General features: G+C 72.7%; 21 protein-coding genes. 8 read left to right on the top strand and 13 right to left on the bottom strand.

The window, feature by feature from the left end; translation table 11 throughout:
- Positions 1 to 147: 147 nt before the first annotated feature.
- Positions 148 to 720, top strand: coding sequence for a hypothetical protein (locus ACFUJY_RS25040; RefSeq protein ID WP_383303546.1), 573 nt, complete (start codon positions 148 to 150; stop codon positions 718 to 720).
- 55 nt (positions 721 to 775) lie between these two features.
- Here the strand turns inward: ACFUJY_RS25040 and ACFUJY_RS25035 are convergent, their stop codons facing one another.
- From ACFUJY_RS25035 to ACFUJY_RS25010, 6 genes are read right to left on the bottom strand one after another with little or no spacing between them, the layout of a single operon-like run.
- The gene (locus ACFUJY_RS25035) at positions 776 to 991 is read right to left on the bottom strand and encodes a hypothetical protein (RefSeq protein WP_383303544.1); all 216 of its coding nucleotides are present in this window, start codon (positions 989 to 991) and stop codon (positions 776 to 778) included.
- Positions 992 to 1,043: 52 nt separating this feature from the next.
- Positions 1,044 to 1,481, bottom strand: a complete 438-nt coding sequence (locus ACFUJY_RS25030) for a hypothetical protein (RefSeq protein WP_383303542.1) — start codon at positions 1,479 to 1,481, stop codon at positions 1,044 to 1,046.
- Positions 1,478 to 2,287: a ubiquinol-cytochrome c reductase iron-sulfur subunit gene (locus ACFUJY_RS25025; protein WP_383303539.1), complete on the bottom strand. Its 810-nt coding sequence runs from the start codon at positions 2,285 to 2,287 to the stop codon at positions 1,478 to 1,480. Before ACFUJY_RS25025 ends, ACFUJY_RS25030 begins: the two co-directional genes overlap by 4 nt.
- Positions 2,284 to 2,886, bottom strand: a complete 603-nt coding sequence (locus ACFUJY_RS25020; protein WP_164402152.1) for a 4Fe-4S dicluster domain-containing protein — start codon at positions 2,884 to 2,886, stop codon at positions 2,284 to 2,286. The genes ACFUJY_RS25025 and ACFUJY_RS25020 overlap by 4 nt, the downstream gene beginning before the upstream one ends.
- 7 nt (positions 2,887 to 2,893) lie before the next feature.
- Positions 2,894 to 5,218: a molybdopterin oxidoreductase family protein gene (locus tag ACFUJY_RS25015; protein WP_383303535.1), complete on the bottom strand. Its 2,325-nt coding sequence runs from the start codon at positions 5,216 to 5,218 to the stop codon at positions 2,894 to 2,896.
- Positions 5,215 to 6,366 (bottom strand): MFS transporter, encoded by a 1,152-nt coding sequence (locus tag ACFUJY_RS25010; protein ID WP_383303533.1) that lies wholly within the window; start codon positions 6,364 to 6,366, stop codon positions 5,215 to 5,217. The genes ACFUJY_RS25015 and ACFUJY_RS25010 overlap by 4 nt, the downstream gene beginning before the upstream one ends.
- A 212-nt stretch (positions 6,367 to 6,578) precedes the next feature.
- On the opposite strand from ACFUJY_RS25010, the gene ACFUJY_RS25005 reads away from it, so the two are divergent.
- Together ACFUJY_RS25005 and ACFUJY_RS25000 are read left to right on the top strand one after the other, a co-directional pair.
- Entirely contained in the window at positions 6,579 to 7,628 is a 1,050-nt protein-coding gene (locus tag ACFUJY_RS25005; RefSeq protein ID WP_383303530.1) for a P1 family peptidase, read from the top strand.
- Between the two features lie 192 nt (positions 7,629 to 7,820).
- Positions 7,821 to 8,576: a DUF6227 family protein gene (locus tag ACFUJY_RS25000; protein WP_383303527.1), complete on the top strand. Its 756-nt coding sequence runs from the start codon at positions 7,821 to 7,823 to the stop codon at positions 8,574 to 8,576.
- Positions 8,577 to 8,653: 77 nt separating this feature from the next.
- Here ACFUJY_RS25000 and ACFUJY_RS24995 read toward each other — a convergent pair whose 3' ends face one another.
- Positions 8,654 to 10,174 carry an MFS transporter gene (locus ACFUJY_RS24995; RefSeq protein ID WP_383303525.1) on the bottom strand — a complete coding sequence of 507 codons (1,521 nt, stop codon included), beginning with the start codon at positions 10,172 to 10,174 and terminating at the stop codon, positions 8,654 to 8,656.
- A 61-nt stretch (positions 10,175 to 10,235) separates the two neighbouring features.
- Between ACFUJY_RS24995 and ACFUJY_RS24990 the strand changes: the two genes are divergently transcribed.
- Complete coding sequence (locus ACFUJY_RS24990; protein ID WP_383303523.1) at positions 10,236 to 11,216, top strand: helix-turn-helix transcriptional regulator; 981 nt, start codon at positions 10,236 to 10,238, stop codon at positions 11,214 to 11,216.
- A 109-nt stretch (positions 11,217 to 11,325) separates the two neighbouring features.
- Here ACFUJY_RS24990 and ACFUJY_RS24985 read toward each other — a convergent pair whose 3' ends face one another.
- Positions 11,326 to 12,324 carry an RNA polymerase sigma factor RpoD/SigA gene (locus ACFUJY_RS24985; protein ID WP_383303520.1) on the bottom strand — a complete coding sequence of 333 codons (999 nt, stop codon included), beginning with the start codon at positions 12,322 to 12,324 and terminating at the stop codon, positions 11,326 to 11,328.
- Between the two features lie 412 nt (positions 12,325 to 12,736).
- On the opposite strand from ACFUJY_RS24985, the gene ACFUJY_RS24980 reads away from it, so the two are divergent.
- Complete coding sequence (locus tag ACFUJY_RS24980; RefSeq protein WP_383303518.1) at positions 12,737 to 13,783, top strand: questin oxidase family protein; 1,047 nt, start codon at positions 12,737 to 12,739, stop codon at positions 13,781 to 13,783.
- 13 nt (positions 13,784 to 13,796) lie between these two features.
- Here ACFUJY_RS24980 and ACFUJY_RS24975 read toward each other — a convergent pair whose 3' ends face one another.
- The gene (locus ACFUJY_RS24975; RefSeq protein ID WP_383303514.1) at positions 13,797 to 14,579 is read right to left on the bottom strand and encodes a dioxygenase; all 783 of its coding nucleotides are present in this window, start codon (positions 14,577 to 14,579) and stop codon (positions 13,797 to 13,799) included.
- A gap of 145 nt (positions 14,580 to 14,724) precedes the next feature.
- Here ACFUJY_RS24975 and ACFUJY_RS24970 point away from each other — a divergent pair, with 145 nt between their 5' ends.
- Positions 14,725 to 15,237 carry a MarR family winged helix-turn-helix transcriptional regulator gene (locus ACFUJY_RS24970; RefSeq protein WP_383303511.1) on the top strand — a complete coding sequence of 171 codons (513 nt, stop codon included), beginning with the start codon at positions 14,725 to 14,727 and terminating at the stop codon, positions 15,235 to 15,237.
- A gap of 127 nt (positions 15,238 to 15,364) precedes the next feature.
- On the opposite strand, the gene ACFUJY_RS24965 is transcribed toward ACFUJY_RS24970, so the two are convergent.
- Together ACFUJY_RS24965 and ACFUJY_RS24960 are read right to left on the bottom strand one after the other, a co-directional pair.
- Positions 15,365 to 16,897, bottom strand: coding sequence for an MFS transporter (locus ACFUJY_RS24965; RefSeq protein ID WP_383303509.1), 1,533 nt, complete (start codon positions 16,895 to 16,897; stop codon positions 15,365 to 15,367).
- A 235-nt stretch (positions 16,898 to 17,132) separates the two neighbouring features.
- A complete protein-coding gene (locus ACFUJY_RS24960) occupies positions 17,133 to 17,780 on the bottom strand; it encodes a TetR/AcrR family transcriptional regulator (RefSeq protein ID WP_383303506.1) in 648 nt (215 codons plus the stop codon).
- A 271-nt stretch (positions 17,781 to 18,051) separates the two neighbouring features.
- Between ACFUJY_RS24960 and ACFUJY_RS24955 the strand changes: the two genes are divergently transcribed.
- Positions 18,052 to 19,332: a M6 family metalloprotease domain-containing protein gene (locus ACFUJY_RS24955; protein WP_383303503.1), complete on the top strand. Its 1,281-nt coding sequence runs from the start codon at positions 18,052 to 18,054 to the stop codon at positions 19,330 to 19,332.
- A 54-nt stretch (positions 19,333 to 19,386) separates the two neighbouring features.
- Here ACFUJY_RS24955 and ACFUJY_RS24950 read toward each other — a convergent pair whose 3' ends face one another.
- Both ACFUJY_RS24950 and ACFUJY_RS24945 read right to left on the bottom strand, forming a co-directional pair.
- A complete protein-coding gene (locus tag ACFUJY_RS24950; RefSeq protein ID WP_383303501.1) occupies positions 19,387 to 20,127 on the bottom strand; it encodes a hypothetical protein in 741 nt (246 codons plus the stop codon).
- A gap of 63 nt (positions 20,128 to 20,190) precedes the next feature.
- Positions 20,191 to 23,586, bottom strand: a complete 3,396-nt coding sequence (locus ACFUJY_RS24945) for an ATP-binding domain-containing protein (protein WP_383303499.1) — start codon at positions 23,584 to 23,586, stop codon at positions 20,191 to 20,193.
- A 368-nt stretch (positions 23,587 to 23,954) separates the two neighbouring features.
- Between ACFUJY_RS24945 and ACFUJY_RS24940 the strand changes: the two genes are divergently transcribed.
- Positions 23,955 to 26,093, top strand: coding sequence for an N-6 DNA methylase (locus ACFUJY_RS24940; protein WP_383303496.1), 2,139 nt, complete (start codon positions 23,955 to 23,957; stop codon positions 26,091 to 26,093).
- Positions 26,094 to 26,110: the final 17 nt, after the last annotated feature.

Genomic DNA, 26,110 nt, shown 5'->3' with positions numbered 1-26,110 from the left:
GGTGTTTGCCCACTGGGGGGGGCGGTCCCCGGGGGCCGGGGGGGGGGGGGGGGGGCGGGGGCGGGGGGGGGCGGCGGGGGGGCGGGGGGGGGGGGGGCCCCCCCCCCGGGCCCCACCCATCGGCCCCTGACGCAGGCGGTGTTCGTGATGCGCTCCTCCGGTTCCCACTCCGTCCCCCAGACCGCTTCCGCCGCTCCGTACACCGGCGCGCCGCCGGGGCCGTTGCCCGCACCGCCGCCGTGCGGGGTGCCCGCGTTCCCGCCGCTGCGGGTGCGCGGGGGCGCCGGTCAGCGGCTGCGCCGTGCGGTGTGGCGGCAGCGGCGGTCGATGGCGGCGGGCCTGGCGCTGACGGCGGCCGCGCTGGCCGTCTCCGGGCTGGCCGGGGGCGGCGGGCAGGGCGCTGATACGGCGCGGGCGGCGTCCCGGGAGCGGGCCTCACCTCCGGTACGCCTGGTCTCGGCGCCGGTGCGGATCGCGGACGCGGAGACCGTGCGGCTGCTGCGGCCGGGCGACCGGGTGGACGTCGTCGCGTCGGCAGGTCCCGGGGCGGCGGAGGCCCGGGTGGTGGCCAGGGGTGCGCGCGTGGAGCGGGTGCCGCGGGCGGACGCCGGGGGCCCGTCGGGCGAGGGGGCGCTGATCGTGCTCGCGGTGCCCAGGGCCACGGCGGCCGGTCTGGCCGGGGCGGGGATCTCCGGCGGATTCGCGGTGGTCCTGTGCTGAGGCGTGCGGCCCGGTCGGGGCGGCGCCGGCTCATCGCCCCGCGCGGGGCGTGGCGTCAGATGTGGTGCGGGGGCTTCTCGTCGAGGAAGCGGGCCAGATCCGCGGCGCTGTTGCCGAAGGAAGCCCGCTCGCCCCACCCCTGGTCCGTGTCGTCCGCGGACTGCTGGTCCAGCGGATCGTCGAAGACCAGCGCCGGCCTGGGCCTGGGCCTGGGCCGGTCCGGCATGGTGGGCTCCGGGTCGCGCGATCCGGGGGCGGGGGCGGTACTCATACCTCCAGGGTACGGGCCGGCCCGGACGGCGGCTCCCGCCCCGGTCGGCCGGTCAGCGGTCCTTGGGGTCGAGCAGCCAGAGCCCGAGGACGACGAGGAACGACAGACAGAGGAAGCCGGCGCCCCACCACGCGGTGCCGGAGTTGCCCTCCATCCACTCGTCCACGATGACCGTCAGGCCCCACAGCTGCCCGATGACGACGGACATGGCCAGCACGAGGCGGGCGGTGAGCTTGGCGGACCGCTCGGGTTCCTGGTCGGTGCCGGCACCGGGTCCGGGCCCGGTGTGGCGGACGCGGGGGTCGCCGTAGCCGCTGGTGGGCCGGATCTGCGGGTAGCGCTCGTGGACGGGCCGGTTGAGCTCGGGCCGCGCGCTGCCGGGGTGGTAGGCGGGGTAGTGCGGGCCGGGGTGCTGCGGGGGCCCGGGGGTCTGCGGGTCGGGCGCGGGCTGCGGGCCCGGGGCTCCGGGGGGCCGGTGGTCGTCGCTCATGACGGGCTCCCGGTGGTGTCGGCCGCGCCGGCTCCGGTACGTGCACGGGACGGGCCGGGGGCGACCGGTCCGGGGGCCACCGTGCGGGCGGTTCCGCCGGGGGCGGCGGGTGCCTCCGCGCCGTCGCGGACGCCGGGGCAGCCGAGGCGGGAGGCCAGGTCGGGGCGTTCCTCGCCGAACTGGCGGCACAGCCCGTGCTCGATGCTCTCGCCGGAGCGGGTGGTGCCGACGGCCCAGATGCTGCCGTCGGTCTCCTCGGTGAGCACGACCTTGGGGAGCCCGCGGGGCGGCGGTCCGGCGGTGACCTCGCCGCTGCGGGCGTCGAAGACGCCTTCGTGGCAGGGGCAGTACAGCTCGCCCTCGGTGCCCCGGTCCTTGCGCCAGAGCACGCCGCAGGCGAGGTGGGTGCAGATGGCGGAGTAGCCGACGAGGGTGCCGTCGTTGAGCCGGACGGCGACCGCGCGATCCTCCTCGTCGGGGTAGTCGAAGGCGATGGACTCGCCGGGGAGGAGTTGGGCGGCGATCTTCTTGGGGGCCGGGGCCTTGCCGTCGTCGGGGTCGCCGTGGCGGGGCAGGATGCCGCCGGCGACTCCGAGGCCGCCGATGGCGAGCCCGCCGGACACGGTGGCGACGATGCGCAGGTAGTCGCGCCGGGTGGTGAGGGCGTCGGCGGCGATCCGGTCGTGCAGGGCCTCGCGGGGGTCGCCGGAGCCCGGCTGTCCGGGGGCGGCCGGGGACGTGCTGCCGGAGTCGCGGGGCGGGGGCTGCTTCGGGTCGCCGGGGGGCGGGTAGTCGGTCTCGGTCACCGTCGGACGTCCTTCCCGTTGATCTCCACGACGGGCAGGCCGCCGGGGACCGGCCATTGGACCCGGTCGGCGGGCACGACCATCGCGACGCCGGTGCGGACCTCGCTCTCGCCGAAGACGAAGGAGTCGGCGACCTGGACACCGGGGCGTTCGGCCTGGAGTTCCTCGGCCGTGCCGTAGAAGAGCGCTCCGGTCGGGCAGACGGTGGCGCACATGGGGGCGAGGCCGTAGGCGGTGCGGTCGTAGCAGAGGTTGCACTTCATCTGCAGCTTCGCCTGGAGGTCGATCTTCGGTACGCCGAAGGGGCAGGCGTTGACGCAGTTGGCGCAGCCGATGCAGCGGGTGGTGTCGGCCTGCTGCACGACGCCGTCGGCGGTCACCAGGATCGCGTCGGCGGGGCACACCTCGGCGCACGGGGCGACGGGGTCCTCGCAGTGCATGCAGACGGTGGGGAGGGAGGCGACGGACCGGCCCTCGTCGGTGTAGTCGAGGTGGATCATGGACTTACCGCGGTGCGAGTCGCATTCGCGGCAGGCGGAGACGCACGCCTGGCAGCCGATGCAGCGGCCCGGGTCGATGAAGATCGTTCGGCCCATCATGCGGGCATCAGCTCCTCTCCGAGGTGCCGCGGCCCTGCGGGGACGTGGGCGGCAGCGGGTCGGTGCGGGAGACCTGGGCCTCCGGATAGGCGACGTGTCCGGGGGCGACCGGGGGCGCGGGGACCTCGTCGATCCGCTCGGCGTGCTCGATGCGGCAGGCGCACACCTTGTACTCGGGGATCTTGGAGCGGGGGTCGAGGGCGTCGATGGTGAGCGCGTTGGCGGCGGTGGGGACCGGCCAGTGGTACGGGATGAAGACGGTGTCGGGGCGGATCGCCTCGGTGACGAGGGCGGGGAAGACCTCGCTGCCGCGCCGGGTGACGACGCGGACCGGTTCGCCGTTGCGGAAGCCGTGGGAGGGGTGGACCTCTGCCCAGGGGCGGGGGGTCTGTTCGACCAGGCCGCCCAGCCTGCGGGTCTGGTTGCCGGAGAGGAAGTGGGCGACGGTGCGTCCGGTGGTGAGCGTCATGGGGTGCTCGTCGTCGTACGGGTCCATCGGCGGGTGCCACTCGACCACTTGGAGGTGGATCTTGCCGTCGGGGTGGTAGGTCTTGCCGTCCTCGAAGAGCCGGGGGGTTCCGGGGTGGTCGGTGGACGGACAGGGCCAGGAGATGCCGCCGGTCTCCTCCAGCCGTTCGTAGGTGATGCCGTAGTAGTCGTTGACGGTGCCGGCGGAGGCGATGCGCAGCTCGTCGAAGACCTGGCGCGAGTTGTCGAAGGCGAACTTGTCGCCGGCGCCGAGCCGGCGGGCGAGTTCACACATGACCCAGGTGTCCGTGCGGACCCCGGGGGGCGGGTCCTGGGCCTTGTTGTGCTTGACCACCCGGGCCTCGGCGTTGGCCATGACGCCGTCGTCCTCGGCCCAGGTGGTGACGGGGAAGACGACGTGCGCGTTGGCGGCGGTCTCGGAAAGGAAGAAGTCGAATTGGGCGTGGAACTCTGTGGCGTCGTACCCCTCCTTGACCACCTTGTAGTTGGGGAGGGAGACGAAGGGGTTGTTGCAGATGCCGATCAGGCCGCGGATCTCGCGGCGCTGCATCTGCCAGACCATTTCCATCATCGAGGTTCCGGCGGGCGGGAGTTCGGACTCCTCGATGCCCCAGATCTCGCAGATCTGCCGGCGGTGCTCCGCGTTGTTGATGGAGCGTCCGCCGGGGAGGAGGTCGGACTTCTGACCGTGCTCCCGGCCGCCCTGTCCGTTGCCCTGGCCGGTGATGGTGCCGTAGCCGGCACCGGGCTTGCCGATGTGTCCGGTGGCGGTGCAGAGGTTGATCACGGTGAGGCAGTTCTCGACGCCCTGGGAGTGGTGTTCGATGCCCCGGGCGTGCCAGGCCATGGCTTTGGGGGCGCGGGCGAAGGTGCGGGCGACCTGGACGATCTGTTCGGCGGGGATGCCGCAGATCCCGGCGGCGCGGGACGGCGGGTACTCGGCGGCCTTGGCCTTGACCTCCTCCCAGCCGGTGGCGTGGGCGGCGAGGTATGCCTCGTCGGTGAGGCCCTCCTCGATGACGACGTTCAGCACGGAGTTGAAGAACGCCGAGTCGGTGCCGGGTTTGAGGGCGACGTGGATGTCGGCGGTCCGGGCGATGGCCGTCTCGCGGGGGTCCACCACGATGAGGCTGGCGCCCCGGTCCCGGGCGCCCCACACGTACTGGGTCATGACGGGGAAGCACTCGCCGACGTTGGAGCCGGCGATGAGCAGGCAGTCGGTGAGGAGGATGTCGGAGAAGGGGTTGCCGGCCCGGTCGATGTTGAAGGCGAGTTTGTTGGCGCCGGCCGCACTGACCATGCAGAGCCGGCCGTTGTAGTCGACGTGCCGGGTCTTGAGGGCGACCCGGGCGAACTTGCCGACCAGGTAGGTCTTCTCGGAGAACAGGCTCGCTCCGCCGAGCAGCCCGAAGGCGTCGTTCCCGTACGCCTGCTGGATGCGCCGGATCTCGGCGACGGTGAAGTCGAGCGCCTCGTCCCAGGAGACCTCGCGGAAGTCCTCGTCGCGGGAGCGGCGCATGAGAGGGGCGGTGAGCCGGTCGGGGTGGTTGATCTGCTGGTAGGCGTTGATGCCCTTGGGGCACAGGCGCATGCGGTTGATGTCGTGGTTGCGGGGTTCGACGCCGAAGACCTTGCCGCCGCGGTCGACGCGCAGATACATGCCGCACTGGACGCCGCAGAAGCAGCAGTGGGTGGGGACGAGGGTCTCGCCGTTCTGATCTGCGTGCCAACGGTCGGCGGGGATGCCGCCCGCGTCGCGGAAGGCGCGGGTGCCGGGCGGGGCGAGGGAGGGATCGATGGGAACGACCGCATGCGGTTCGGGCGTTCGCGAGTCCGCGGTCAATTGAAGCCCTTCTTCACCTGGGAGAGATAGGCGCTGCCTCGCAGCACCCGTTTGCAGCGCGGGCAGTATTCGGCCCACTCGTCGAAACCGAGGCTGAGATCGCGCATGGTGCCGCGGAGGTTGTCGACGTACGGGGTGGTGTCGATGGGTTCCTCGCAGCGGCGGCAGGCGAAGACCTCTTCGTCCTGCCGGCCGGTGTACTTGAACAGCTGCATGCCGACGGCGGCGGGGCGCTGGACGATGTGGAAGAACTTCCCGAACGGGATGTAGATGAGGGTGAAGACCACCGCGACCATGTGGAGGATCGCCAGGAACTCGTAGCCGCCGCCGTGCAGGAAGATCGAGGAGAACGTGAGCAGCAGCCCGGTCACGGAGATGACGATGAGCGCGATCAGCGGCACCAGGTCGTAGGCGAACCGCTGGCCCGTGACGGCCGCCCGGTCCTTCATCCGCCGCCACAGGAAGTAGGAGGCGCCGGGAATGACGAGGACGGCGGCGATGTCCAGGCCGTGGAACATCAGCCAGCCGAGGAAGTCGAGGGAGTCGAACCCGATGATCTTGAAGCCCCAGATACGCATCTCGTAGCCGGGTCCGGAGCCGGTGCCCGAGGTGAAGGTGAACCAGCCCCAGGTCAGCGGGAAGGTGATCAGCGCGGCGAGGACGCAGCCCCAGAAGATCAGCTGGTGGGCGGCCCAGCGGGCGTGCGAGCGGGCGCCGAGGAACTTCTGGAAGCCGAGGTAGGTGGCGATCATCTTCGGCAGCGCGGTGGGCGCGCGGCGGAAGTTGGCCACGGAGAACAGGCTCCCCCAGCCCTTCTTGAACAGCCGCATGGCGCCGGGGGCGGAGACCCACACGGTGTACCGGTACGCGACGCCGAACGCCAGGAACACCGTGGCCACGGCGTACGGCAGCAGCGCGGAGTCGAAGTGCTCCAGGAACCGGCTGCCGAGCACGATGGCCACGACGAGCAGAAGGGAGACGATGACGCCGGCCGCGGTCGCCCGCGCGGTGACGGACCTGGGAACGAGCCCGCCGGCCCGCCCGGACCCGCCCGGCGCCGGCGCGCCACCGGCCCCGTCGACGACTCCGGTACGGCCCCCGGGGACGGGCTGCGCGGCTGCGCCTGCGGCTTCAGGTAGCTCTGTCACGGTGCCACGGTAGGGCGGTGTGGGGTGGTTGGTCCTGTTTTGTGGGCCAGCGGGGTGGGCGAGTCGCGGGGTCGGGGTGGTGGGTGGAGGCGGGTGGGTGGGAGGGGTGGGGCGGGGGGCGGGGGGGGGAGCCCCTCCCCGGGCGCGCAGGGCCTTCGGCGGTACCTTGACGACCGCTCACCCTCCACTCCCGCCCCGCGAAGGAGCACCGGATGCCCCGTCAGGACTCCCTCACCGATGTGCACGGGCTGCGCGTCGGCCATGCCCAGGTCCCCGGGAAGGGCGCCCTCACCGGGACCACCGTGGTGCTCGCCCCCGAGGGCGGGGTGGTCGCCGCCGTCGATGTGCGCGGGGGCGGGCCGGGGACGCGGGAGACGGACGCGCTCGATCCGCGCAACCTGGTCCAGCGCATCGACGCGGTCGTGCTCACCGGCGGCAGCGCGTACGGGCTCGACGCGGCGTCCGGGGTGATGGCCTGGCTGGAGGAGCGGGGGCGCGGGGTCCGGGTGGGCGCCGATCCGGCCCAGGTGGTCCCCGTGGTCCCGGCGGCGTGCGTGTTCGACCTGGGGCGGGGCGGTGACTGGCGGGCCAGGCCGGACGCGGCGACCGGCCGGGCGGCCGTGGAGGACGCCGCCCGGACCGAGGAGGGCGCGCCGGTCGCCGAGGGGTGCGTCGGCGCGGGCACCGGAGCGGTCGCCGGGCAGCTCAAGGGCGGGGTGGGGACCGCGAGCGTCCTCCTGCCGTCCGGGCTCACCGTCGGCGCGCTCGTCGTGGTCAACGCGGCGGGCTCGGTGCTCGATCCTCGTACGGGGGTGCTGTTCGGGGAGTACGGCGGCGAAGAGCCGGCCGTCGCCCCGCCGGCCGACGTCCACGAGGCGGCGCGACGGCGCCTGGCGCACGCGCGCGGCACCGCTGCGCGCCCCCCGCTCAACACCACGCTCGCCGTCGTCGCGACCGACGCCGGGCTCACCCGTGCGCAGGCGCAGAAGCTGGCGGGCACCGCCCACGACGGTCTGGCGCGCGCCATCCGGCCCGTGCACCTGATGACCGACGGGGACACCGTGTTCGCGCTCGCCACCGGTCGGCGGGACCTGGACGCCGGGGACCCCGCCGCGTTCAACCCGCTGCTCGCGGCGGGTGCGGAGGCGGTGGCGCGGGCCATCGTGAAGGCGGTCCGGGGGGCGGAGGGCGTCCGGGGCCACGACGGCGGAGGCACCTTCCCGTCGTACGGGGACCTCTACGGCCCGCCGCCCGCGTCATGAAGCCCGGGCCGCGCGCGTCATGAAGTCCGGCCCGCGCGCGGAAACCCGACCCGCGTACGGAAGTCCGGCCCGTGGGTGCGGAACCTTCCGTGCGCCCCGTGCGTTTTTCTGAACCCCGGTCCCGATGTCAGCCCCAGGGGCTACGTTATGCACGCACCATGTCACACGCGGCGACGGCCTGGAGACAGCACCTTGAGCGATCCGTACGAGACGACCGAGCAGCACCTCGAGCGAATCCTGCGTCGGGCTCTCAATTCGTTCGACCTCCCCGACAGCACGGTGGAGCGGCTGGGCTGCGCGCTGGCCCACAGCAGTTCCCTGTACTCCTCGCACCACAGTGCCACCCTGCACCGCGAGACCTACCGCCACGCGTATCTGCTGAGCGACGGCTCCGCGCTGACCCTGTGGGAGCTGGTGCACAGCGGTCCGCGCGGGGACGGTCATCCCGACACCCGGCAGCACGAGCTGTACGACGACGAGGCCGACGCCCACATCGCCGCCGCCCGGCTGACCGGCGGCCTGTGGGACGTTCCCGACTTCGGGGACGAGCAGGGGGCCCAGGCCGACCTGGAGCTCATGTCGGCGCTGCTGGCCGCTCCCCCGGCCCCGCTCCCCCGGATGTACGCGCCGGACAACTCCGCGGACCACGCCCGCCGCGTGCTGCGCCGCGCGGAGAACGGCGACGTGCCCGGCGAGGAGACCGCCCGGCTGCTTCGGGCCGCCTTCGCGCACCACATCACGCAGGTGTTCGGCCGCCAGTGCCGGGTGGAGGGCCGGGACGCCGGCTTCACGCTGTACGAGCACGCGTTCCTGCTCCTCGACGGCAGCGAGACGAGCCTGTGGGAGGTCGAGCACACGGCGACCCCGGACGGCCGTCACATGTGCGAGGTGTACGGGGACGAGGAGACGGCGCGCTGCGCGATGGAGGCGCGTACGCGCATCTGCTGACCCGCCCCACCGCATGGCGGTGCCCGCGTCCCCCGGGGGGCGCGGGCACCGGTGACCCTGCCGCGTACGCCGTCGGATCAGTGCGTGAGCACCGGCTCCTTGGCGGGCTCCGTGGCGGCGGGCTCGTCCTCCGCCGCGCCCTCGACGTGCTGCTTCGGCCTGGCCGGCAGGGCGAACATCACCACGAAGATCAGGACCAGCACACCGGCCACCCACCACAGCGACTGCTCGAAGGCGTCCGCGAAGGCCGGGCCGACCTGCTCCGGGGTGAGCCGGTCGCCGATCGCCCCGTAGAAGACGACGGAGACGAGCCCGAGGCCGAGCGCGTTGCCCATCTGCTGCACGGTGTTGAAGAGGCCGGAGGCGGAACCGGAGTGCTCCTTCGGCACCTCGGACAGCACCGCGTCGGCCAGCGGCGCGACGATCAGGCCCATGCCGACGCCCATCACGACGAGAGGCAGCGCCATCTGCCAGGACGTGATGCCCATGCCGTAGTGGTGCGACTCCCAGATGTAGAGCAGCAGTCCGGCCGCCATGAGGAGTGCGCCCGTCTGGAGGACCTTGCGGCCGAAGCGGGGCACGAGCTTCTGTACGGAGAGGCCGGCGGCGACCGAGACGGAGACGGAGAACGGGACTCCGGTCAGGCCGGCCCGCAGCGCGCTCCAGCCGAGGCCCATCTGCATGTACAGGGTCCAGACCAGGAAGAAGATGCCGAGGCCGACGCCGAAGGTCAGCTGTACGGCGATCCCGGCGGCGAAGCTCCGGACCCGGAACAGCGACAGCTCGATCAGCGGCGATCCGTCCCGGCCGGCCTTGGCGCGCTCGAACAGCACGAGGACGAGGAAGACGAGGACGCTCCCCGCCATCGACAGGTGGCCCCACAGCGGCCAGCCCAGCTCGCGGCCGCGGGTCAGCGGGTAGATGAGCATCAGCATGCCGAGCGTGACGAGCATGACGCCGACCAGGTCGAGGCGCAGGGCCCGGGGCGACTTGGACTCGGTGATGAACTTGCTGCCCAGCACCAGGCCGAGGATGCCGACGGGCAGGTTGATCAGGAAGATCGGGCGCCATTCGAGGCCGGCGATGTTCCACTCGGTCAGGAGTGCGCCCAGCAGCGGCCCGGAGACCGCGCCCAGGCCGACGATCGCACCGAAGAGGCCGAAGACCTTGCCGCGCTCGTGGGCGGGGAAGGTGGCGTGGACGATCGAGAGCACCTGCGGCACCATCAGGGCCGCCGTCGCGCCCTGGAGGAAGCGGGAGGCGACGAGCATCTCCGGGTTGGCGGCGAATCCGCAGAGCGCGGAGGCCAGGGTGAAGCCTCCTATGCCGATGAGGAAGAGCCGCTTGCGGCCGTAGATGTCACCGAGCCGGCCGCCGGTGATGAGTCCGGCGGCGAAGGCCAGGGCGTATCCGGCGACGATCCACTGGATCGAGCTGAACGAGGCGCCGGTGTCCCGCTCGATGCTGGGGATGGCGATGTTGACGATCGTGACGTCGACCAGGTCCATGAAGGCCGCGGTCATCACGATGGCCAGGGCGAACCACCGGCGGCGGTCGGAAGGAGCCGCCGGAGACGGCAGTGGTGCGGAGGAAGTCATGGGAAGAACCTAAACAGCCAATAGGACAGGTCGTGACCCATTGAGCGCGCATCCTGGAGGCATGACCGATACCCCGGCACGACTGCTGAATCTGCTGTCACTGCTCCAGACACCGCGCGAGTGGCCGGGCAGCGAGCTCGCCGAGCGGCTGGCCGTCAGCCCGCGCACGATCCGCCGTGACATCGACCGCCTGCGCGACCTCGGCTATCCGGTGGAGGCTTCGCGCGGTTCGGTGGGCGGCTACCGGCTCGTGGCGGGCACCGCCATGCCGCCGCTGCTGCTGGACGACGAAGAGGCGGTCGCCATCGCGGTGGGGCTGCGGGCCGGCGCCGGCCATGCCATCGAGGGCGTGGACGAGGCGTCCGTACGGGCGCTGGCCAAGCTGGAGCAGGTGCTGCCGTCCCGGCTGCGCCACCGGGTCTCCACCCTCCAGAACGCGACGGTCCCGCTGGCCCGGGGCGACGGCTCGACCATCGACCCGCAGACCCTGACCGTGATGGCCTCGGCGGTCACCGGCCGGGAGCGGCTGCGCTTCGCGTACCGGGCGGGCGACGGTGCCGAGTCGCGGCGCCAGGTCGAGCCGTACCGGCTGGTGAGCACCGGCTGGCGCTGGTATCTGGTGGCGTACGACCTGGGGCGCGAGGCGTGGCGCACCTTCCGGGTGGACCGGGTCAGCGAGCCGTTCGCTACCGGGGCCCGGTTCGCTCCGCGGGAGCTGCCGGAGGGGGACGCGGCGGAGTTCCTGTCCAGTTCGATAGCGCGCCGCCAGCCCGAGATCGAGGTGGAGGTGAGCTTCGCGGCGCCGCCGGAGTTCGTCGCGTCGCGGCTGCACGGCCGGATGGGCCCGCTGGAACCGGAGGGCGAGGGCGGTTGCCGACTGCGGAGCGTACTGCGGGACCAGCTGGAATGGGTGGCGGTGCGGCTGGCGATGGTGGACTGCGAGTTCACCGTGCACCGGCCGCCGCAGCTGGTCGCGTACGTGGCGGATCTGGGCGGCCGGCTCAGCCGCGCGGGGTCCGGCGGGGGGCCGGGCGGGGCGTGAGGGGCCGCGCGTAAAGGAATGAGCCCCGGCGCCAGGGGGGGTGGGCGCCGGGACTCAGCTTCGGGGGGCCGGGTGAAGCGGCCCAATTCGGAGGTTACTGGACTCGGGCTCAGGCCGCAGCGTCAAAGCCCGTGTCGTGAGCCATTCGCTTCAATTCGAGCAGTGCGTGCTTCTCGATCTGGCGGATGCGCTCGCGGGTGAGGCCGTGCTGCTTGCCGACCTCGGTGAGCGTGCGCTCGCGGCCGTCCTCGATGCCGTACCGCATGCGGATGATCGACGCGGTGCGGTTGTCCAGCTTGCCGATCAGCTCCTCCAGCTCCTCGCTGCGCAGCAGTGTGAGCACGGACTGCTCGGGCGAGATGGCGGAGGTGTCCTCCAGGAGGTCGCCGAACTGCGTGTCGCCCTCGTCGTCCACGGACATGTTGAGGCTGACCGGGTCGCGGGCCCAGTCCAGGACGTCACCGACGCGCTCCGGGGTGGAGCCCAGCTCGGCGGCGATCTCGGCGTGCTCCGGGTCGCGGCCGTTCTCCCGGTTGAACTCGCGCTGCACCCGGCGGATGCGGCCCAGCTCCTCCACCAGGTGGACGGGGAGGCGGATCGTGCGCGACTGGTCCGCTATGGAGCGCGTGATGGCCTGGCGAATCCACCACGTGGCGTACGTGGAGAACTTGAAGCCCTTCGCGTAGTCGAACTTCTCGACCGCGCGCACCAGGCCCGCGTTGCCCTCCTGGATCAGGTCGAGCAGGGGGAGCCCGGCGCGCGGGTAGCGGCGGGCGACGGCGACCACGAGGCGGAGGTTGGAGCGGATGAAGACGTCCTTGGCACGCTCGCCCTCGGCGACCAGCGCCTCCAGCTCCTCGCGCGAGGCGCCGCCCGCGTCGCTCTCCACCTCGCCGTCGAGGATCTGGCGTGCGTAGACACCGGCCTCGACCGCCTGTGAGAGATCGACTTCCTTGGCGGCGTCGAGCAGCGGCGTACGCGCTATCTCGTCCAGGTACATGCCGACCAGGTCGCGATCGGCGATCTCTCCGCCCACGGCGCGAACACTGCTCGCCCGGTTGGTCCCGCCGGTGGCGGACGAACGACGGGCGACGGCACGGGTTGCCATGCGTGCTCCCTTGCTGAGTAGGTCGCGACACCCTCTCGGGTGCCCTGCATCCGATGGAAACAACGACTGGAATCCGGACAGAATTCCCATGCCTGGCGTTCAATTTCGCGATCATGCAGTACCCTGTCCGGCCACCGGGGCGGGCGCATGCCGCAACCAGGTACGTCCGTGCTGGTCAGGCCGGGTACCCAGGTCGCTTCGGGGCCCTCCGACACCCCCCGTACCCCGGAAGACGCCGGGTACGGGTCGCCGGTTGCCCGGACCTCCGCCCCGGTGCCGGCCCGCCGGCCCGCCGGCCCCCGCACGCCGCCCCCGCCCGTCGGCCCCCGGTCGGGAGTCCTAGGCCCCATGCCCGGGATCTTGGGACCGCGGCCCGTTACCGGGCGCGCACCGAGTGCATAGCGTCGATGTCATGGACGAGACGACGCACCACACCGACCCCGACACCTCCGGGACGCTCGACGAGGCCCTGGAGCGGCTGCACTCCTCCGGCCCCGAGCGCGACGGCTGGCTGTCCAACCACGCGCCGATGGCGGTGGAGGCCCTGGTCCGCAACGGCCAGGCGGCCGCCGTGCACCGCTGGCTCGACTACTACCGGGCGAAGCTGGAGGACATGCCGGACCGTTTCGCCGAGGTCACTCCGGCGAACTGGCAGGAGGCCCTGGGCGACCCGCGCCGCATCGCCGACTGGGCGGCGTACTTCGAGCGGGAGACCGCCGGCCGCCCCTGGCGCGACGTGCTCGCCGAGTGGTGGCCCCGGCTGCTCCCGGGCATCGCGGGCGGTGCCACGCACCCGGTGATCCGGGTCGGCCACAGTGTGCGCACCCTGCTGACGGCCGAGGAGAGCGGTCCCCGCGTCCGGGAGCTGGCCCACGCGCTCGGCTACTGGGCGGCCCGCCACCAGCCGCTGCCCCCGCCGGCCCCGCTCGCCCCGGTCCGGACCGCCGGCGCCGCGCTGGACGCCGTGCCCCGGGTGCCCGACCAGACCGGCGGCATCCTGGCCCGGCTGGCCCAGATCACGGCGTTCCCGCAGTGGCGGGGCGCGGTCCCGGCCGGGGCGGACGAGGCGCGCGCCGGGCTGGCGGAGCTGGTGGAGGCCGCCGTTCACCGCTATGCGCGGTACGGGCACGGGGCGCCGGTGATGCTGGTGCACGCGGCGACCGCGCCCAACGCGGTACTGCGGACGCTGCCGGCGCTGCCGCGGGCGCTGTGGGCGCCGAGCGTGGGGGCCGCGTGGGCGGCGAGTGCGGCGGTGACCGCCGCGTACTCCCCCGCCGAGGCCGCCGTGCTCCCGGCCGGGTACGGGGCGTCGCTCACGGCCGAGGAGGTGTTCGCGCGGGCGGCCGCGCACGGCGACGACCACACCATCAAGTTCGTGGACACCGCGCTGGACGTGGGCGGCGCGCCGGCCCTGGCGGCGGCGCTGCGCTCGGTGGAGCTGAACCCTCCGGCGCTCTGACTGCTGCTGTCCGTTATCCGTACTGCACCGAGCGCTTCGCCAGCCCCATCCAGAAGCCGTCGATCACGCTGCGCCCCTGGCCGAGTTCCTGCTCGGCGGCGCCGAGGGTGACGAAGAGGGGGGCGAAGTGCTCGGTGCGCGGGTGGGCCAGGCGGCCCGCCGGTGACTTGTGCTCGAAGTCCAGGAGCGCGTCGACGTCCTGCGCCTGGAGTGCGCGGTTGCCCCAGTCGTCGAACTCCGCCGACCAGCCGGGGACGCCGCCGCCGGTGTGGCGCAGGGCGGCGAGGTTGTGGGTGAAGAAGCCGCTGCCGATGATCAGGACGCCCTCGTCGCGCAGCGGTGCTAGCTTGCGTCCGATGTCCATCAGCTTCTGCGGGTCGAGCGTCGGCAGGGAGATCTGGAGCACCGGGATGTCGGCGTCCGGGAACATCTCGACCAGCGGGACGTACGCGCCGTGGTCGAGGCCGCGGTCCGGGATGTCCTGGACCGGCGTACCGGCGCCGCGCAGCAGTTTGCGGACGCTCTCGGCGAGGCGCGGGGCTCCGGGGGCGGCGTACCGCACCCGGTAGTAGTGCTCGGGGAAGCCCCAGAAGTCGTACACCAGCGGAAGCGTCTCGGTGGCGCCGAGCGCGAGCGGGGCCTCCTCCCAGTGCGCGGACACCATCAGGATCGCGGTGGGGCGGGGCAGCTCCGCCGACCAGGCGGCCAGCTCGCCGGGCCAGACGGGGTCGTCGGCGAGCGGCGGGGCGCCGTGGGAGAGGTAGAGGGCGGGCATGCGCTCCGCGGTGATTGTCATGACACTCCCCAACTGCGGCTACTCAAGGTAATTCTTCTGTAGAGGGCTTCGACGGGCTTCGACAGGAAGGATTCTTTAATCTTCAAGCTCCTACCTTGAGAGACCTTAGCCCTATCTAGTTCAACTTTCAAGAAAAGGTCGTACAGTGGAGTACATGACCACGGCATCAACCGGTGCGCCGCTCTGGCTCACCGACGAAGAACAGTGCGTCTGGCGTGCCTATCTGCACGCCACCACGCTCCTGGAGGATCACCTCGACCGCCAGTTGCAGGCCGATGCCGGCATGCCACACATCTACTACGGCCTGCTGGTCCAGCTCTCTCAGGCGCCCCGCCACCGGCTGCGGATGACCGAACTGGCCCGGAACGCCAAGATCACCCGCTCCCGCCTCTCCCACGCGGTCGCCCGGCTGGAGAAGAACGGCTGGGTGCGCCGCGAGGACTGCCCCTCCGACAAGCGCGGCCAGAACGCCGTCCTCACCGACGAGGGCCACGCGATGCTGCGCCGCTCCGCGCCCGGCCATGTGAAGGCCGTCCGCCAGGCGATGTTCGACCGCCTCACGCCCGAGCAGGTGCGCTCGCTGGGCGAGATCATGAAGATCCTCGCGGCCGGACTCCAGCCGGAAGGCGCTGATGCCGACCTGCCCTGGCTGCGCTGAGCCCCGCCGTCACGCACTTCTGCCCCGGTCCCTCCGTCACGCACGTCCGCCCCGGTCCCTCCGTACGAGGGGCCGGGGCAGAAACGTATGAGGGCCGGCGTGGAACGTATCCGCGCGGGCGGCCGGGTCAGTGGGCGACGACCGGGACCCTGATCTCGTCCTCGACGCCCTCCGCGTCACCGGAAGCGGAGCCTCCGGAGGTCCCCGCCGGGACCGGACGGCCGGCGTTGACGAAGGTCAGCGCGATCGCGGCGGCCACCACCAGGATGCCGACGGCCCACCAGATGGCACCGGTGAAGCCGTGCACCATCGACTGGAGCTTCAGCAGCTCGGGGTTCTCGGCGCCGAGCGCGGCGTGCGAGGTGGCGTACGCCGTGGCGGCCGAGGCGGCGATCGTGTTCAGCAGGGCCGTGCCGATCGCACCGCCGACCTGCTGCGAGGTGTTGACCATCGCCGAGGCGACACCCGCGTCACGCGCCTCGACCCCGTGCGTCGCCAGCGACATCGCCGGCATGAACGCCGTACCCATGCCCAGACCCAGCAGCAGCTGGCCCGGCAGGATGACCGCCGCGTACGAGGAGTCGATGCTCAGCTGGGTGAGCAGCAGCATGCCGACGGCGGCGGTCAGGAAGCCGGGGCCCATCAGCGTACGGGCCGGGACCCGGGTCATCAGCCGGGCGCCGATCTGCGTGGAGCCGGTGATCATGCCCGCGATCATGGGCAGGAAGGCGAAGCCGGTCTTGATCGGCGAGTAGCCCTTGACGACCTGGAGGTAGTACGTCAGGAAGAGGAACAGGCCGAACATCGCGATGATCGCCAGGCCCAGCGAGAGGTAGACGCCGCCGCGGTTGCGGTCCATCACGACGCGCAGCGGAAGCAGCGGCGACTTGACCTTGGCCTCGGTCAGGACGAAGGCCAGCAGCAGCACGGCGGAGGCGACGAACGAACCGACGGTCAGCGCGTCCGACCAGCCCGCGGACTCGGCCCGGGTGAACCCGTACACCAGCGAGACCAGACCCAGCGCGGACAGGACGACGCCCGGGATGTCGAGCGACGAGCGGTTGCGGCTGCCGGCGGGCTCGCGGATGACGAAGTACGCACCGGCGGCGGCGACGATCGCGAAGGGGATGTTGACGAAGAAGGTCCAGCGCCAGTTCAGCGCCTGGGTGAGGAAACCGCCGAGGATCAGACCGACGGCGCCACCGCCACCGGCGATCGCCCCGTAGATGCCGAACGCCTTGGCTCGCTCCTTGGCGTCGGTGAACATCACCGCGAGCAGCGAGAGCGCGGCCGGCGCGAGCAGCGCGCCGAAGACGCCCTGGAGGGCGCGGGAGCCGAACAGCATGGCCTGGTTCTGCGCCGCGCCACCGAGCGCGGAGGCCAGCGCGAAGCCGATCAGGCCGACGACGAAGGTGCGCTTGCGGCCCCAGAGGTCGGCGATGCGCCCGCCGAAGAGCAGCAGCCCGCCGAAGGCGAGGGCGTAGGCCGTGATGACCCACTGCTTGTTGGCGTCGGTGATGCCGAGCGCGGTCTGGGCGTGAGGCAGCGCGATGTTCACGATCGTGGCGTCGAGCACCACCATCAACTGGGCCAGCGCGATGAAGGCCAGGGCCTTCCAGCGACTGGGGTCGGGGAGTCGTATGTCAGCTGTTTTGGACATGGGAGTAGCCACCTAGGAGCGCGCGAGGGCGCGAGAGATCGCGAACCGTGCGTTGCGCTGGCGCGGGCACGGCTGAGGACAGGTCTGACGGAAGGTCGGACGGGCAGCCGCCTGGTCCGGCGGCGAGCCGTCCGGTCTGACGGGGAGTCGTCCCGTCTGACGGGGAGTCGTCGGGCTTCGGGTGAGAGGAAGGCTTCAGGTAAGGGGGCAGGGAGTGCGGCGGGCGCGGATCACGTCACATGCGGCGCCGCAGGTCCTCCAAGGTCGCCGCCGTTCCGGGGAGCACGGACCGGGCCGGGGCCGCGAGTCCGTCCAGGAACAGCTGGATGTGACGGTGGGTGAACCGGTCGATGTTCGGGCAGGCGATGCCCGGCAGCGGCCGGGTGAGCTGGGAGAGGGCGACCAGGACGTCACCGACGGCGATGTCGGTGCGCAGGCGCCCCGCGGACATGGCGCGCGCGACGAGCCCTTCGACGGCCTCTTCGAGGCGCCGGCGCTCGGCGAGCAGTTCGGGGTGGTCCTTGTCGAAGCCGCCGGAGAGCATGGGGCACAGGGCCCCGATGCGCTCGTCGGCCGCCGCGTGGACGAAGCGGGTGAGCGCGGCGAAGGGGTCCGCTTCTTCGGCGGCGGCCTCCTCGGCGCGGTCGGTGGTACGGGAGGTGACCGCGAGCACGACCTCGTGGACGAGGGCGGCCCGGTCGGGGAAGTTCCGGTAGAGGGTCGCGTTGCCGACGCCGGCGCGGCGGGCGACCTCGTCCAGGGGCACGTCGGGCCCGAACTCGACGAACATCTCGCGCGCGGCCGTCACGATCCGCTCCCGGTTGCGCAGCGCGTCGGCCCTCGGCTTGGGCGTGCGGGGCTGCGCGGGTGCGGTGGTGGCCACGGCGGTGCTCCTTGTCTTCCGGTGCTCACGGCTGCGGTCACGGCCGGGGAACCAACCGGGGACCGCTTCCCCGTTTCGCGGGGACACCGGTGCAAACGGGGAGAGGGTCCCCGGTTATTTCCCGGCCCTTTGTGACCTGCGTCACGCACACCACCGTCCGGGAAAACCAGCCGAACGGCGCACCCAGCGAGCGGCCCGCGATCACCCGGCAGAGGCTGGCGGCAGAGCGCAGCCGGGGTCGGCCGGCTGCCGCGGACCGGAAGGCGCCTCGATGCAGCAGCCCCGCCACCGGATACGCAAGCACCGCCGCCCGGTCGCTCTCGGCGCTGCAACGGCCCTGGTCATCGCGGCCCTGGCGACCGCGAGCAGCACGCTGCCCCTCCAGAGCCCCGCGTCGGCCGGCCCCGCCGCGACGGCCCCCCTGGCCACCGGGCTCGGCCCCTGCCGGATCGCGTCGGCCATGGGCGTACAGATGTCGGAGGGCATGCCGACGCAGCCCGGCTACGCCCGTTCCACCGGCCGTGTCCGCGCGCTGAACCTCATGATCGACTTCCCGGACGCGGAGGGCACCGAGCCGGCCACGGACCGGCTGGCCGAGTTCTTCCCGCAGACCACGAAATGGTTCCGGACGAGCTCGTACGGCCGCCTCACCTACATACCCGAGGCGCCGATCCGCTCGTGGCTGCGGATGCCGCTGCCCTTCGAGGAGTACGGGATCGAGCGGGGCTCCCCGTACGAGCCGGGCTACCGCCACCTGGTCCAGGACATCGTGGCCGCCGCGGACCCGAAGGTGGATTTCGACGCGTACGACCTGGTCAACATCCTGGTCACCCCGAACGCCGGGCCCTCCGCCCTGGACACCGTGCTCTCGGTGACCTTCTCGGGCAACGACGACGCCCCTATCGCGGACGGGGTGCCGCTGTCGAACACCTCATTCGTCTACAGCCGCCAGGACGACGGCTCCGGCTCGTACGCCCAGACCGGCTACCGGGTCCTTCCCCACGAGAACGGCCACGTCTTCGGGCTGCCCGACCTCTACACGATGGAGGGCGGCGGCTCCGTCGGGCACTGGGACATCATGTCCGAGGACTGGGGCGCCAACAACGACCTGCTCGGCTGGCACAAGTGGAAGCTCGGCTGGCTGGACAACGACCAGGTCAGCTGCGCCGCCCGCCCCGGCACCACGGACCACGTCCTGCAGCCCCTGGCCACCCGGGGCGGCCTGAAGCTGGCCTTCGTCCCCCTCACCGCGGAGTCCGGCTACGCGGTGGAGGTCCGCACCCAGGCGGGCAACGACCAGGCGGTCTGCCGCCCCGGCGTCCTCATCTACAAGGTCAGCTCCGACGTGGACACGGGCCAGGGCCCGATCTCGGTGGCCGACAGCACCAAGAACAGCCCCGGCTGCACCCGCCTCCCCAACGTCCACGCCGAACTCTCGGACGCCCCGTTCCAACCGGGCGACACGTTCACGGACCGGGCGAACGGGATACGGATCTCGGTGCTGGAGAAGGACGACAAGGGGGATTACCGGGTGCAGGTGACGCGGCCTTAGGGCCTGTCCCGCGAAGATCCGCCGGACAGGCCCTAGGGGCCCCGGGGCCGACCTCTACCCTTCGATGGCGCGCATCCCCGTTCCGCCATCGGCCCGGAGCATGGCGACACCCTTTCCCAGCTCGGCCAGGGAGCCCTTGCCGAACAGGGCGGGATTCGCCTCGACCATCGCCGTGAATTCGTGCACGACCTGCTGGAACACGGCCTGCTCCACCGCACTCGGATCCGAAGAGCCGTCCGCGCCCGCGATCCGGGCCCTGCGCAAGATCTCCATCTGCTCGTCGCTGAAGAGTCTGGCCATCAAGGCTGCAGCGAGACGCGCCGACGCCTCTTCCCCGCTCATGCTGCTTCGGTCCTCTTCGCCGCTCACGCCCCCCTGGTCCACTTCGACCGCGTCGCCCGAGTCGCCCGCGTCGCCCCCTTGTCCACGGGACCGGGAGAGCCGTGCGCGCGTTGTCCTCGCGGCCGGAAGAAGGTGTTCCTGCCACCACCTCCTGACGCGTGGCGCGGCCCACGCCGCACCCCTGATCAGAAGAATCAGGGCTGCGGCCACCTCCTCGGGGTCCACACGCTCCCGCGACCGGGTGTCCTGCTCGCAGGAACACTCATCCGGCCCGAAGAAGAGCGGCGGCGGGGTGTCCGCCGGAGCCTCGTCGCCCTCCTCGTCGGGAACGAACGTGCCGTGCCCGACCAGATTCCCCTGGGCATCGTACAAATTGTGATGCAGACCCCCCTCTTTGGACTGGCCGGGAGTCAGTCCGTCCGGATATTCAAAACGGCCTCTCACGCTGACCATTTCCGCCCCCTTCAGTCATGTGCACGGACCACCGCGTCGTTCTTCGATCACCTCTCGGGGAAATCAACCGGAGGCCCCGGAAGCCACGTCCGCGTTCACGCCCCGCCAGCCGGACGGGGTGTGCCAGATGACGTTGACCCGGAAGATGTCGCGAATCGTGTCCACGGACCAGTCCTCGGCGGGCGGTTCGGACAGGACGAGGTAGAGCCCGTCGGCCGGCGCGGGCAGTGTGTGGTTGATCTCCAGCAGGCGGGTCGCGCCCGAGCGCAGGTCCGCGTAGGTGGAGCGGCCCGCGCCCAGGGCCTCGTACAGGAACAGGCCGTGTGCGGTGACGCAGCTGACGTCCACGATCGGGGAGTCGGCCGGCTGGAGGTCCGCCCACAGCAGTGCGGCCTTCAGCGCGTGCCGGACCGCCTCGTGCTTCTTGCAGGTGCGGTCTGCCCCGGCAGCCGCTTCCAGCGCGCGGAGGAAGCCGTCCTTCGTGGTCTGGGCCGGTGTGGCGGCGGTCGATTCCGCAGTGGTCATCTGCGCTTCTTCCTTCTGATCGGGTTGCGTCGGGGAGCCCGGCACCGGGCCGTCGGAGGCCGGCTCGGTCTCCGTGGCGAAGCGTTCCTGGAGTGCTCGCGCCGCCGCGGCGAGGGGCCCCGCCCAGCCGGATGCGTCCAGCCTCCGCGCGAGCCGGTCCGCGTCGAAACTGCCGTCCTTGAGCGCGCGGTTGGTTGTCGCGGCGAGGTCGCGAAGGGCGCCGAGACGCTCCCGGTCCGGGTCGCCGAGCAGGTGCAGCACGTCGACCCAGTCGGCCTGGTCCCGGCGCAGGACCCGGTTGGCCATGCCCTGGAGCTCGGCGAGGCGGCTGCGCGCGTCGGTGACGTCGCCATCGTTCCGGGCCAGCTCTCCGCAGACGTCCAGTGCGGCGAGATAGCGGCCCGCCATGCGTTCCGAGACGGGCGACCTGCCCCGCTGGTCGGCGGTCAGCACCGTCTGGGTCGTCTCGTTGACGAACACCCAGCAGTCCAACTCCTCGCCCCGCCGTGGCGGTACCGAGCCGTGGCGGACGGTGAGGACGAGCGGCCGGTCGATCACCGGCGACAACGGCTTGACCTTGTAACGGCCGCCCGGAGCCCGGTCCATGACCTCGACGCGGACGTCGCTGCCGATCCGCGGAAGCCGTTCGGCCCGCTCCCCCTCCGGCGGCCGGGCATCGGGCGCCGTGCGGGACGGGGCGTTCCCCGGGTCCGTGAGCGCCTCCGGCAGCGAGGCGGTGTGCAGGACGGTGAGGCTCTGGGTGCTGCGGGTGAGGGCCACGTACAACTGGCGCAGGCCGGCGGGGCCGCGCTCGGCGATCGTCGCCGGCTCGACCACCAGGACGTGGTCGTACTCCATTCCCTTGGCCTGGGCGGCGGCCAGCACGGACACCGCCTCGCGGTCCCGCTCGGCGATGTCCGCTCCCTCGTGAATCCGGCGGCTGATCGCATCCAGCCAGTCCGAGTCGTCGGGGACGACGACGGCGACGGAGCGGGGAGTGCTCCCGTCGCTGGTGCGGACGAGCCGTGCCACGTGGGCGACGGTGTCGTCGAGCAGCTTCCACGGCTCGGTCGCCACGGTGCGCACGGCCCCCGCTCCCGCCTCGCGGACGGCCTGCGGATACGGCAGGGACGGGGCGATCACGCGGGCGAGAGGGGCGACGAACTCCATGATCTCGGCGGGGACGCGGTAACTGGTGCCGAGCTGGGCGACGCTCCAGTCACCGTGGTCGGAGAGGAGCGCGCCGAGCCGGTCCCAGCTCGTCGGGATGTGCGCCCCGGTGGCCTGCGCGAGGTCGCCGAGCACGGTCATGGACCCGCCGGCGGCGCAGCGGCGCAGCAGCGAGCGGGCCTGCATGGGGGTCAGGTCCTGGGCCTCGTCGACGACGATGTGGCCGTATCTCGGCGGGGTGTCGCCGCTGATGAGCACGCCGAGATCTTCGAGGCAGACGTGGTCGTCGAGGGTCCACGGATCGGCGTCGGCACTGGCTGCGCGAGGCCGCCACAGGGCCGCCTGCTCGCCCTCGTCGAGGATGCCGTCGGCGCAGTCCCGCAGCAGGTCGGCCGAATCGTAGAGGCTGCGCAGGGCCTCCCGGGGTCCGGGCGACGGCCAGACGCGTTCGACGAGGCGCTCGACCCGGCGGTTGCGCTCCAGGTCACGGCGGATCGTGCCGGCCTGCCCGCGACGCGGCGCGACTTCCGCGAGCTCCTGCAGGAGCCGGTCGACGAAGAGGCCCCGGAAACGGTCGCGCCGTTCCCGGAAGGGCCCGTCGCCCGCGTGCGCCTGGTCAAGGAGGGCGAGGACCTCGGACTTCGGCACGCGGAGGGTCGTACTGCCCGCGTTGACGACGATCCCGGGTTCGTCGCCCTTGAACGAGGGCGCGGCGGTGAGGGGGTCGAGAGCCTCGGGGTGGTAGTCGCTCTCGACGCGGCGCCGCAGCACGGCCGCCATGCGCTCGTCCGACTTCACGACACGCGCCTCCGGGGTGTCGGTGCCGAGGATCTCGCCCTCCCACAGCCGGTCCAGCTGGACGGCGTTGACGTCCCGGGTGCCGAGGGTGGGGAGGACCTGGCCGACGTAGTCGAGGAACCGCTGGTGGGGGCCGATGACGAGGATGTCCTGGGCCTTGAAGTGCTCGTTGTTGACGAGCCAGGTCACTCGGTGGAGGCCGACCGCCGACTTACCGGTACCGGGACCGCCCTGGACGATGAGGATGTCCGAGGGCGAGCCGGTGACCAGTTCCATCTGGTCGCGGCGGATCGTCTCCACGATGTCCCGCATCCGGCCGCCGCGCGACCGCTGGAGCTCGCGGAGCAGGAACTCGTCCGGCTGGAGCGCCTTCCGACGCTGGTGCCGTACGACATCACCGGGGGTCACGCCCGGCGTACGTTCCGGGGCGGGCAGCGCGTCCGGCTCCTCCGCGGCACCGGTGTCGGCGGCCTGCCGAGGCTCCGGGACGGGTACGGGGGCGGGCTCGGGTACGGGTACGGGCGCCGGCAGGCCGATGTCGTCGACATAGCTCTCCACGGTCTGCCGTACGCACCGCAGCTGCCGGCGCAGGACGACATCGCCCGGGTCCTCCGGGCGGGTCTCGATCCAGGTCTTCGCCAGCGGGCTGGTCCAGAGCAGGACGACCGGATCGTTCGCGCCGTCCTTGACCCCGCGGCGCCCGATGTACCAGGGCCGGGCCTCTCCGCCCGGGTCCTCCGGCACGTCGACGCGGGCGAACACCAGCGCCTCGTCCCCCAGCCCTCCGTATGCCGCGGCCCGTGCCTCCGCGTCGGCCCGGTTGGCGATCCCGTCCTTGCCGCTCGCCGAGGCGGTGGCGGCCGAAGTGCCGCTCAGCTCGGCCAGCTTCGTGGTGTAGCAGTCGTACGCGTGGTCCACCGCCCGCTGCTCGCCGGCGAGGATCTCGTCCCGAGTGGTGGTGCTCATGTGCGTCCTCCCCCGGTGCCGGGAGGCACCGCCACGGGCCTGCGCCCGTACCCGCTCAAACAACTATCAGAAACCGCACGGTGACGGGCGGTCAGTGATCCGGTTCCCGGACATCACCGCGGTGGCGAGCGGCGATTCGATCCCGGGCCGGTTCCCCCGTGGGCACGGTGTGGGGCGCATGCGGCGGCGCCGCTGGCGGCAGGAACGCTGCCGCCCCGCGTGGCGTCATGGGCAGCAGAGCGTTGATAAGAGGGGTTACCAGAACCAGAATCCCGTGGTTGTTGGTCACCAGTAGGCTCCTCTCGTACGCCGCCGGCGGCTCCACGGACTCCGCGAGGCACCCGAGAAGGCTCACCGGAGGGGGATCGATGAACAGTCGGCCGTTGCCCGGCGACACCCCCGCCCTGCCCGGTCCGCCGGCCCGGCGCATCGGCTACGCCGAGATCGCCGCCCTCGCGCGGGTGAAGCGGCCCGTCCCCACCAACTGGAACCGGCGCCACCCCGACTTCCCCGAGCCGGTGACCCGCGAGGGCGGCAGCCCGCTCTTCGACGCGCGGGAGATCGTGGACTGGCTGATCCGGACGGGCCGCGGCAACGCCGAGCCCCGCCGCCTGCGGGCGGAGACGGCCCTGCACACCCTCTCCGCCTGGCGGTCCTCCGGCCTCTCCGCCCCCGTCCTGGTGGGCGCGCTGACGGCCCTGATCTGTCTGCGGCAGCAGCACGACACCGCCCTCGGGGAGCACACCTGGGCCGGCCTCCTCGGCCGGGCCGCCGACCTCGACGCGGAGGACACCTTCCTCCTCGCCGAGCTCCGGGCCGTCCCCGACGCGGAACGCCTGGGCCCGGCCCTGAGCGCGCTCGCCGACGAGCTGACCGAGGCCGCCTACACCGCGGCCGAAGCCTTCGACTGGGTGCTGGACGCCCGTCGCCGCCTGGGCTCCCACGAGCCGGCCGCCGACGAGCCCACCCCGGCGGTGGCCCGCCTCCTCGCGGACCTGGCCGGCATCGGCGCCCTGCCCGACGAGTCCGTCGTCGCCACCCCGTACGCCCGCAGCGGCGATCTGCTCGCCGCCCTGCACGCGGCTGCGGCCGAGGACGCCGGCCACACGTACCTCGCGGCCGAGCCCGACCGTGCGCTCGCCCGTCTCGTCCGGCGCCGGATGCTCGTCCGGGGCGTGTACGAGTTCTCGCTCGACGTCGCCGAGGGCACCGCGCTGTCCACGGAGGACTGGGGCGACCCCGACGTGGTGGTCTGCACGCTCCCGTACGAGGCGGGGGAGACCCGCAGCGCGCGCCGGGTGCTGGAGCGGGCGCAGGACCTCACCGACTGCCTCCGCGACGGCTCGGCCGCGGTCGTCCTCGGCCCCGCCGACGCCCTGGTCGGGCCCCTCCCCCGGCACGGCGAGGCCGACCGGCTGCGGCGTTCCTTCCTCACCGAGGGCCTGCTCAAGGCGGCGATCAGCCTGCCCGACGGGGCCTTCGCCTACCGTCCCGGCTATCGCACCGCCGTCTGGATCCTCGCCCGCACGCCCGAGGACGAGCGGGCGGGCCGCGTCCTGCTCGCCGACTACTCCGCCCAGCCGCTCACCGAGCCGGTTCGCGCTCTGCTCACCGAGGACGTCACCATCTGGAGGACCACGGGCTGGCGCGGCGACCGCCGTCACGAGCCGCGTTACGGGGCCGTCGTACCGGCGAAGGAGCTGGACGACCTGCCCGGCTCGGCGTTCGCCCCGCGGCACCGCTCCCCCGAGTCCCGGTACACCCGGGCCGTCGTGGTGCGCCCCGCCCGGATCGCCGACGCCGAACGGCACCTCGCCGGCCTCGACGCACGGGCGGCACGGGGGGCCGGCGTCCCCGTGCGGACCGGGGCGGTCCTGCGCCCCGAGGACCAGCAGGTGCGCCGCACGACCGTGCGCCGGCTCCTCAAGGACCGCCGCCTGCGCCGCCGCCCCGGCCACCGCATCGCCCCCGGGCACCTGTCGGCCGACGGCCACTACGCGGTGATCGGCCCGGAGGAGATCACCGGCGCCGCGCGGTTCGGCAGCCGCCGCGTCGACCGGGGCCTGGTCCTCACGGCGTACGAGCACGTCCAGTTCACCGAGCCGGGCGACCTCGTCGTCACCACCAGCCCCCGCTTCGGTGTCCACGTCGACACCGAGGGCCTGTCGCTCGTCCTCACCCCCGCCCGTATCCTGCGCGTCCGTCCCGACGCCGATCCTCCGCTGCGCCCCCTAGTCCTGGCGGCGCTCCTGCGGGCCGCCGCCGCCGGCCACGGCCGCGTCGGCGGGGCCGTACGGGCCTCCCGGGCCGTCGAGGACCTGGGCATCCCGGACCTGGGTCCCGAGGAGCTGGAGCGGTACGAGGCCGTGCTGGCCGGGATCGAGCACCGGGCCGAGCTGCTCCGGCAGCAGTCCGAGGCCCTGGACGACCTCACCCGTATCACCGCCGCCGGTATGGCCGACGGCACCCTGACGATCACCCCGTACCTGCCCGACACCGCCGGATGAAGGAGACGACCCGCGCC

It is taken from the genome of Streptomyces sp. NPDC057249 (assembly GCF_042669245.1).
Classification (GTDB): Bacteria; Actinomycetota; Actinomycetes; order Streptomycetales; family Streptomycetaceae; genus Streptomyces.
Note: the sequence above shows the minus strand (reverse complement) of the source record. Positions and strands in the feature narration are given on the sequence as shown.

Excerpts from the sequence above, each read along its gene's own strand:
- ACFUJY_RS25040 (WP_383303546.1), top strand. The coding sequence starts at position 148 with ATGCGCTCCTCCGGTTCCCACTCCGTCCCCCAGACCGCTTCCGCCGCT.
- ACFUJY_RS24985 (WP_383303520.1), bottom strand. The coding sequence starts at position 12,324 with ATGGCAACCCGTGCCGTCGCCCGTCGTTCGTCCGCCACCGGCGGGACC.
- ACFUJY_RS24955 (WP_383303503.1), top strand. The coding sequence starts at position 18,052 with ATGCAGCAGCCCCGCCACCGGATACGCAAGCACCGCCGCCCGGTCGCT.
- ACFUJY_RS24975 (WP_383303514.1), bottom strand. The coding sequence starts at position 14,579 with ATGACAATCACCGCGGAGCGCATGCCCGCCCTCTACCTCTCCCACGGC.
- ACFUJY_RS24940 (WP_383303496.1), top strand. The coding sequence starts at position 23,955 with ATGAACAGTCGGCCGTTGCCCGGCGACACCCCCGCCCTGCCCGGTCCG.
- ACFUJY_RS24965 (WP_383303509.1), bottom strand. The coding sequence starts at position 16,897 with ATGTCCAAAACAGCTGACATACGACTCCCCGACCCCAGTCGCTGGAAG.
- ACFUJY_RS24990 (WP_383303523.1), top strand. The coding sequence starts at position 10,236 with ATGACCGATACCCCGGCACGACTGCTGAATCTGCTGTCACTGCTCCAG.
- ACFUJY_RS25005 (WP_383303530.1), top strand. The coding sequence starts at position 6,579 with ATGCCCCGTCAGGACTCCCTCACCGATGTGCACGGGCTGCGCGTCGGC.
- ACFUJY_RS24945 (WP_383303499.1), bottom strand. The coding sequence starts at position 23,586 with ATGAGCACCACCACTCGGGACGAGATCCTCGCCGGCGAGCAGCGGGCG.
- ACFUJY_RS25030 (WP_383303542.1), bottom strand. The coding sequence starts at position 1,481 with ATGAGCGACGACCACCGGCCCCCCGGAGCCCCGGGCCCGCAGCCCGCG.
- ACFUJY_RS24950 (WP_383303501.1), bottom strand. The coding sequence starts at position 20,127 with ATGGTCAGCGTGAGAGGCCGTTTTGAATATCCGGACGGACTGACTCCC.
- ACFUJY_RS25035 (WP_383303544.1), bottom strand. The coding sequence starts at position 991 with ATGAGTACCGCCCCCGCCCCCGGATCGCGCGACCCGGAGCCCACCATG.
- ACFUJY_RS24995 (WP_383303525.1), bottom strand. The coding sequence starts at position 10,174 with ATGACTTCCTCCGCACCACTGCCGTCTCCGGCGGCTCCTTCCGACCGC.
- ACFUJY_RS25020 (WP_164402152.1), bottom strand. The coding sequence starts at position 2,886 with ATGATGGGCCGAACGATCTTCATCGACCCGGGCCGCTGCATCGGCTGC.
- ACFUJY_RS24980 (WP_383303518.1), top strand. The coding sequence starts at position 12,737 with ATGGACGAGACGACGCACCACACCGACCCCGACACCTCCGGGACGCTC.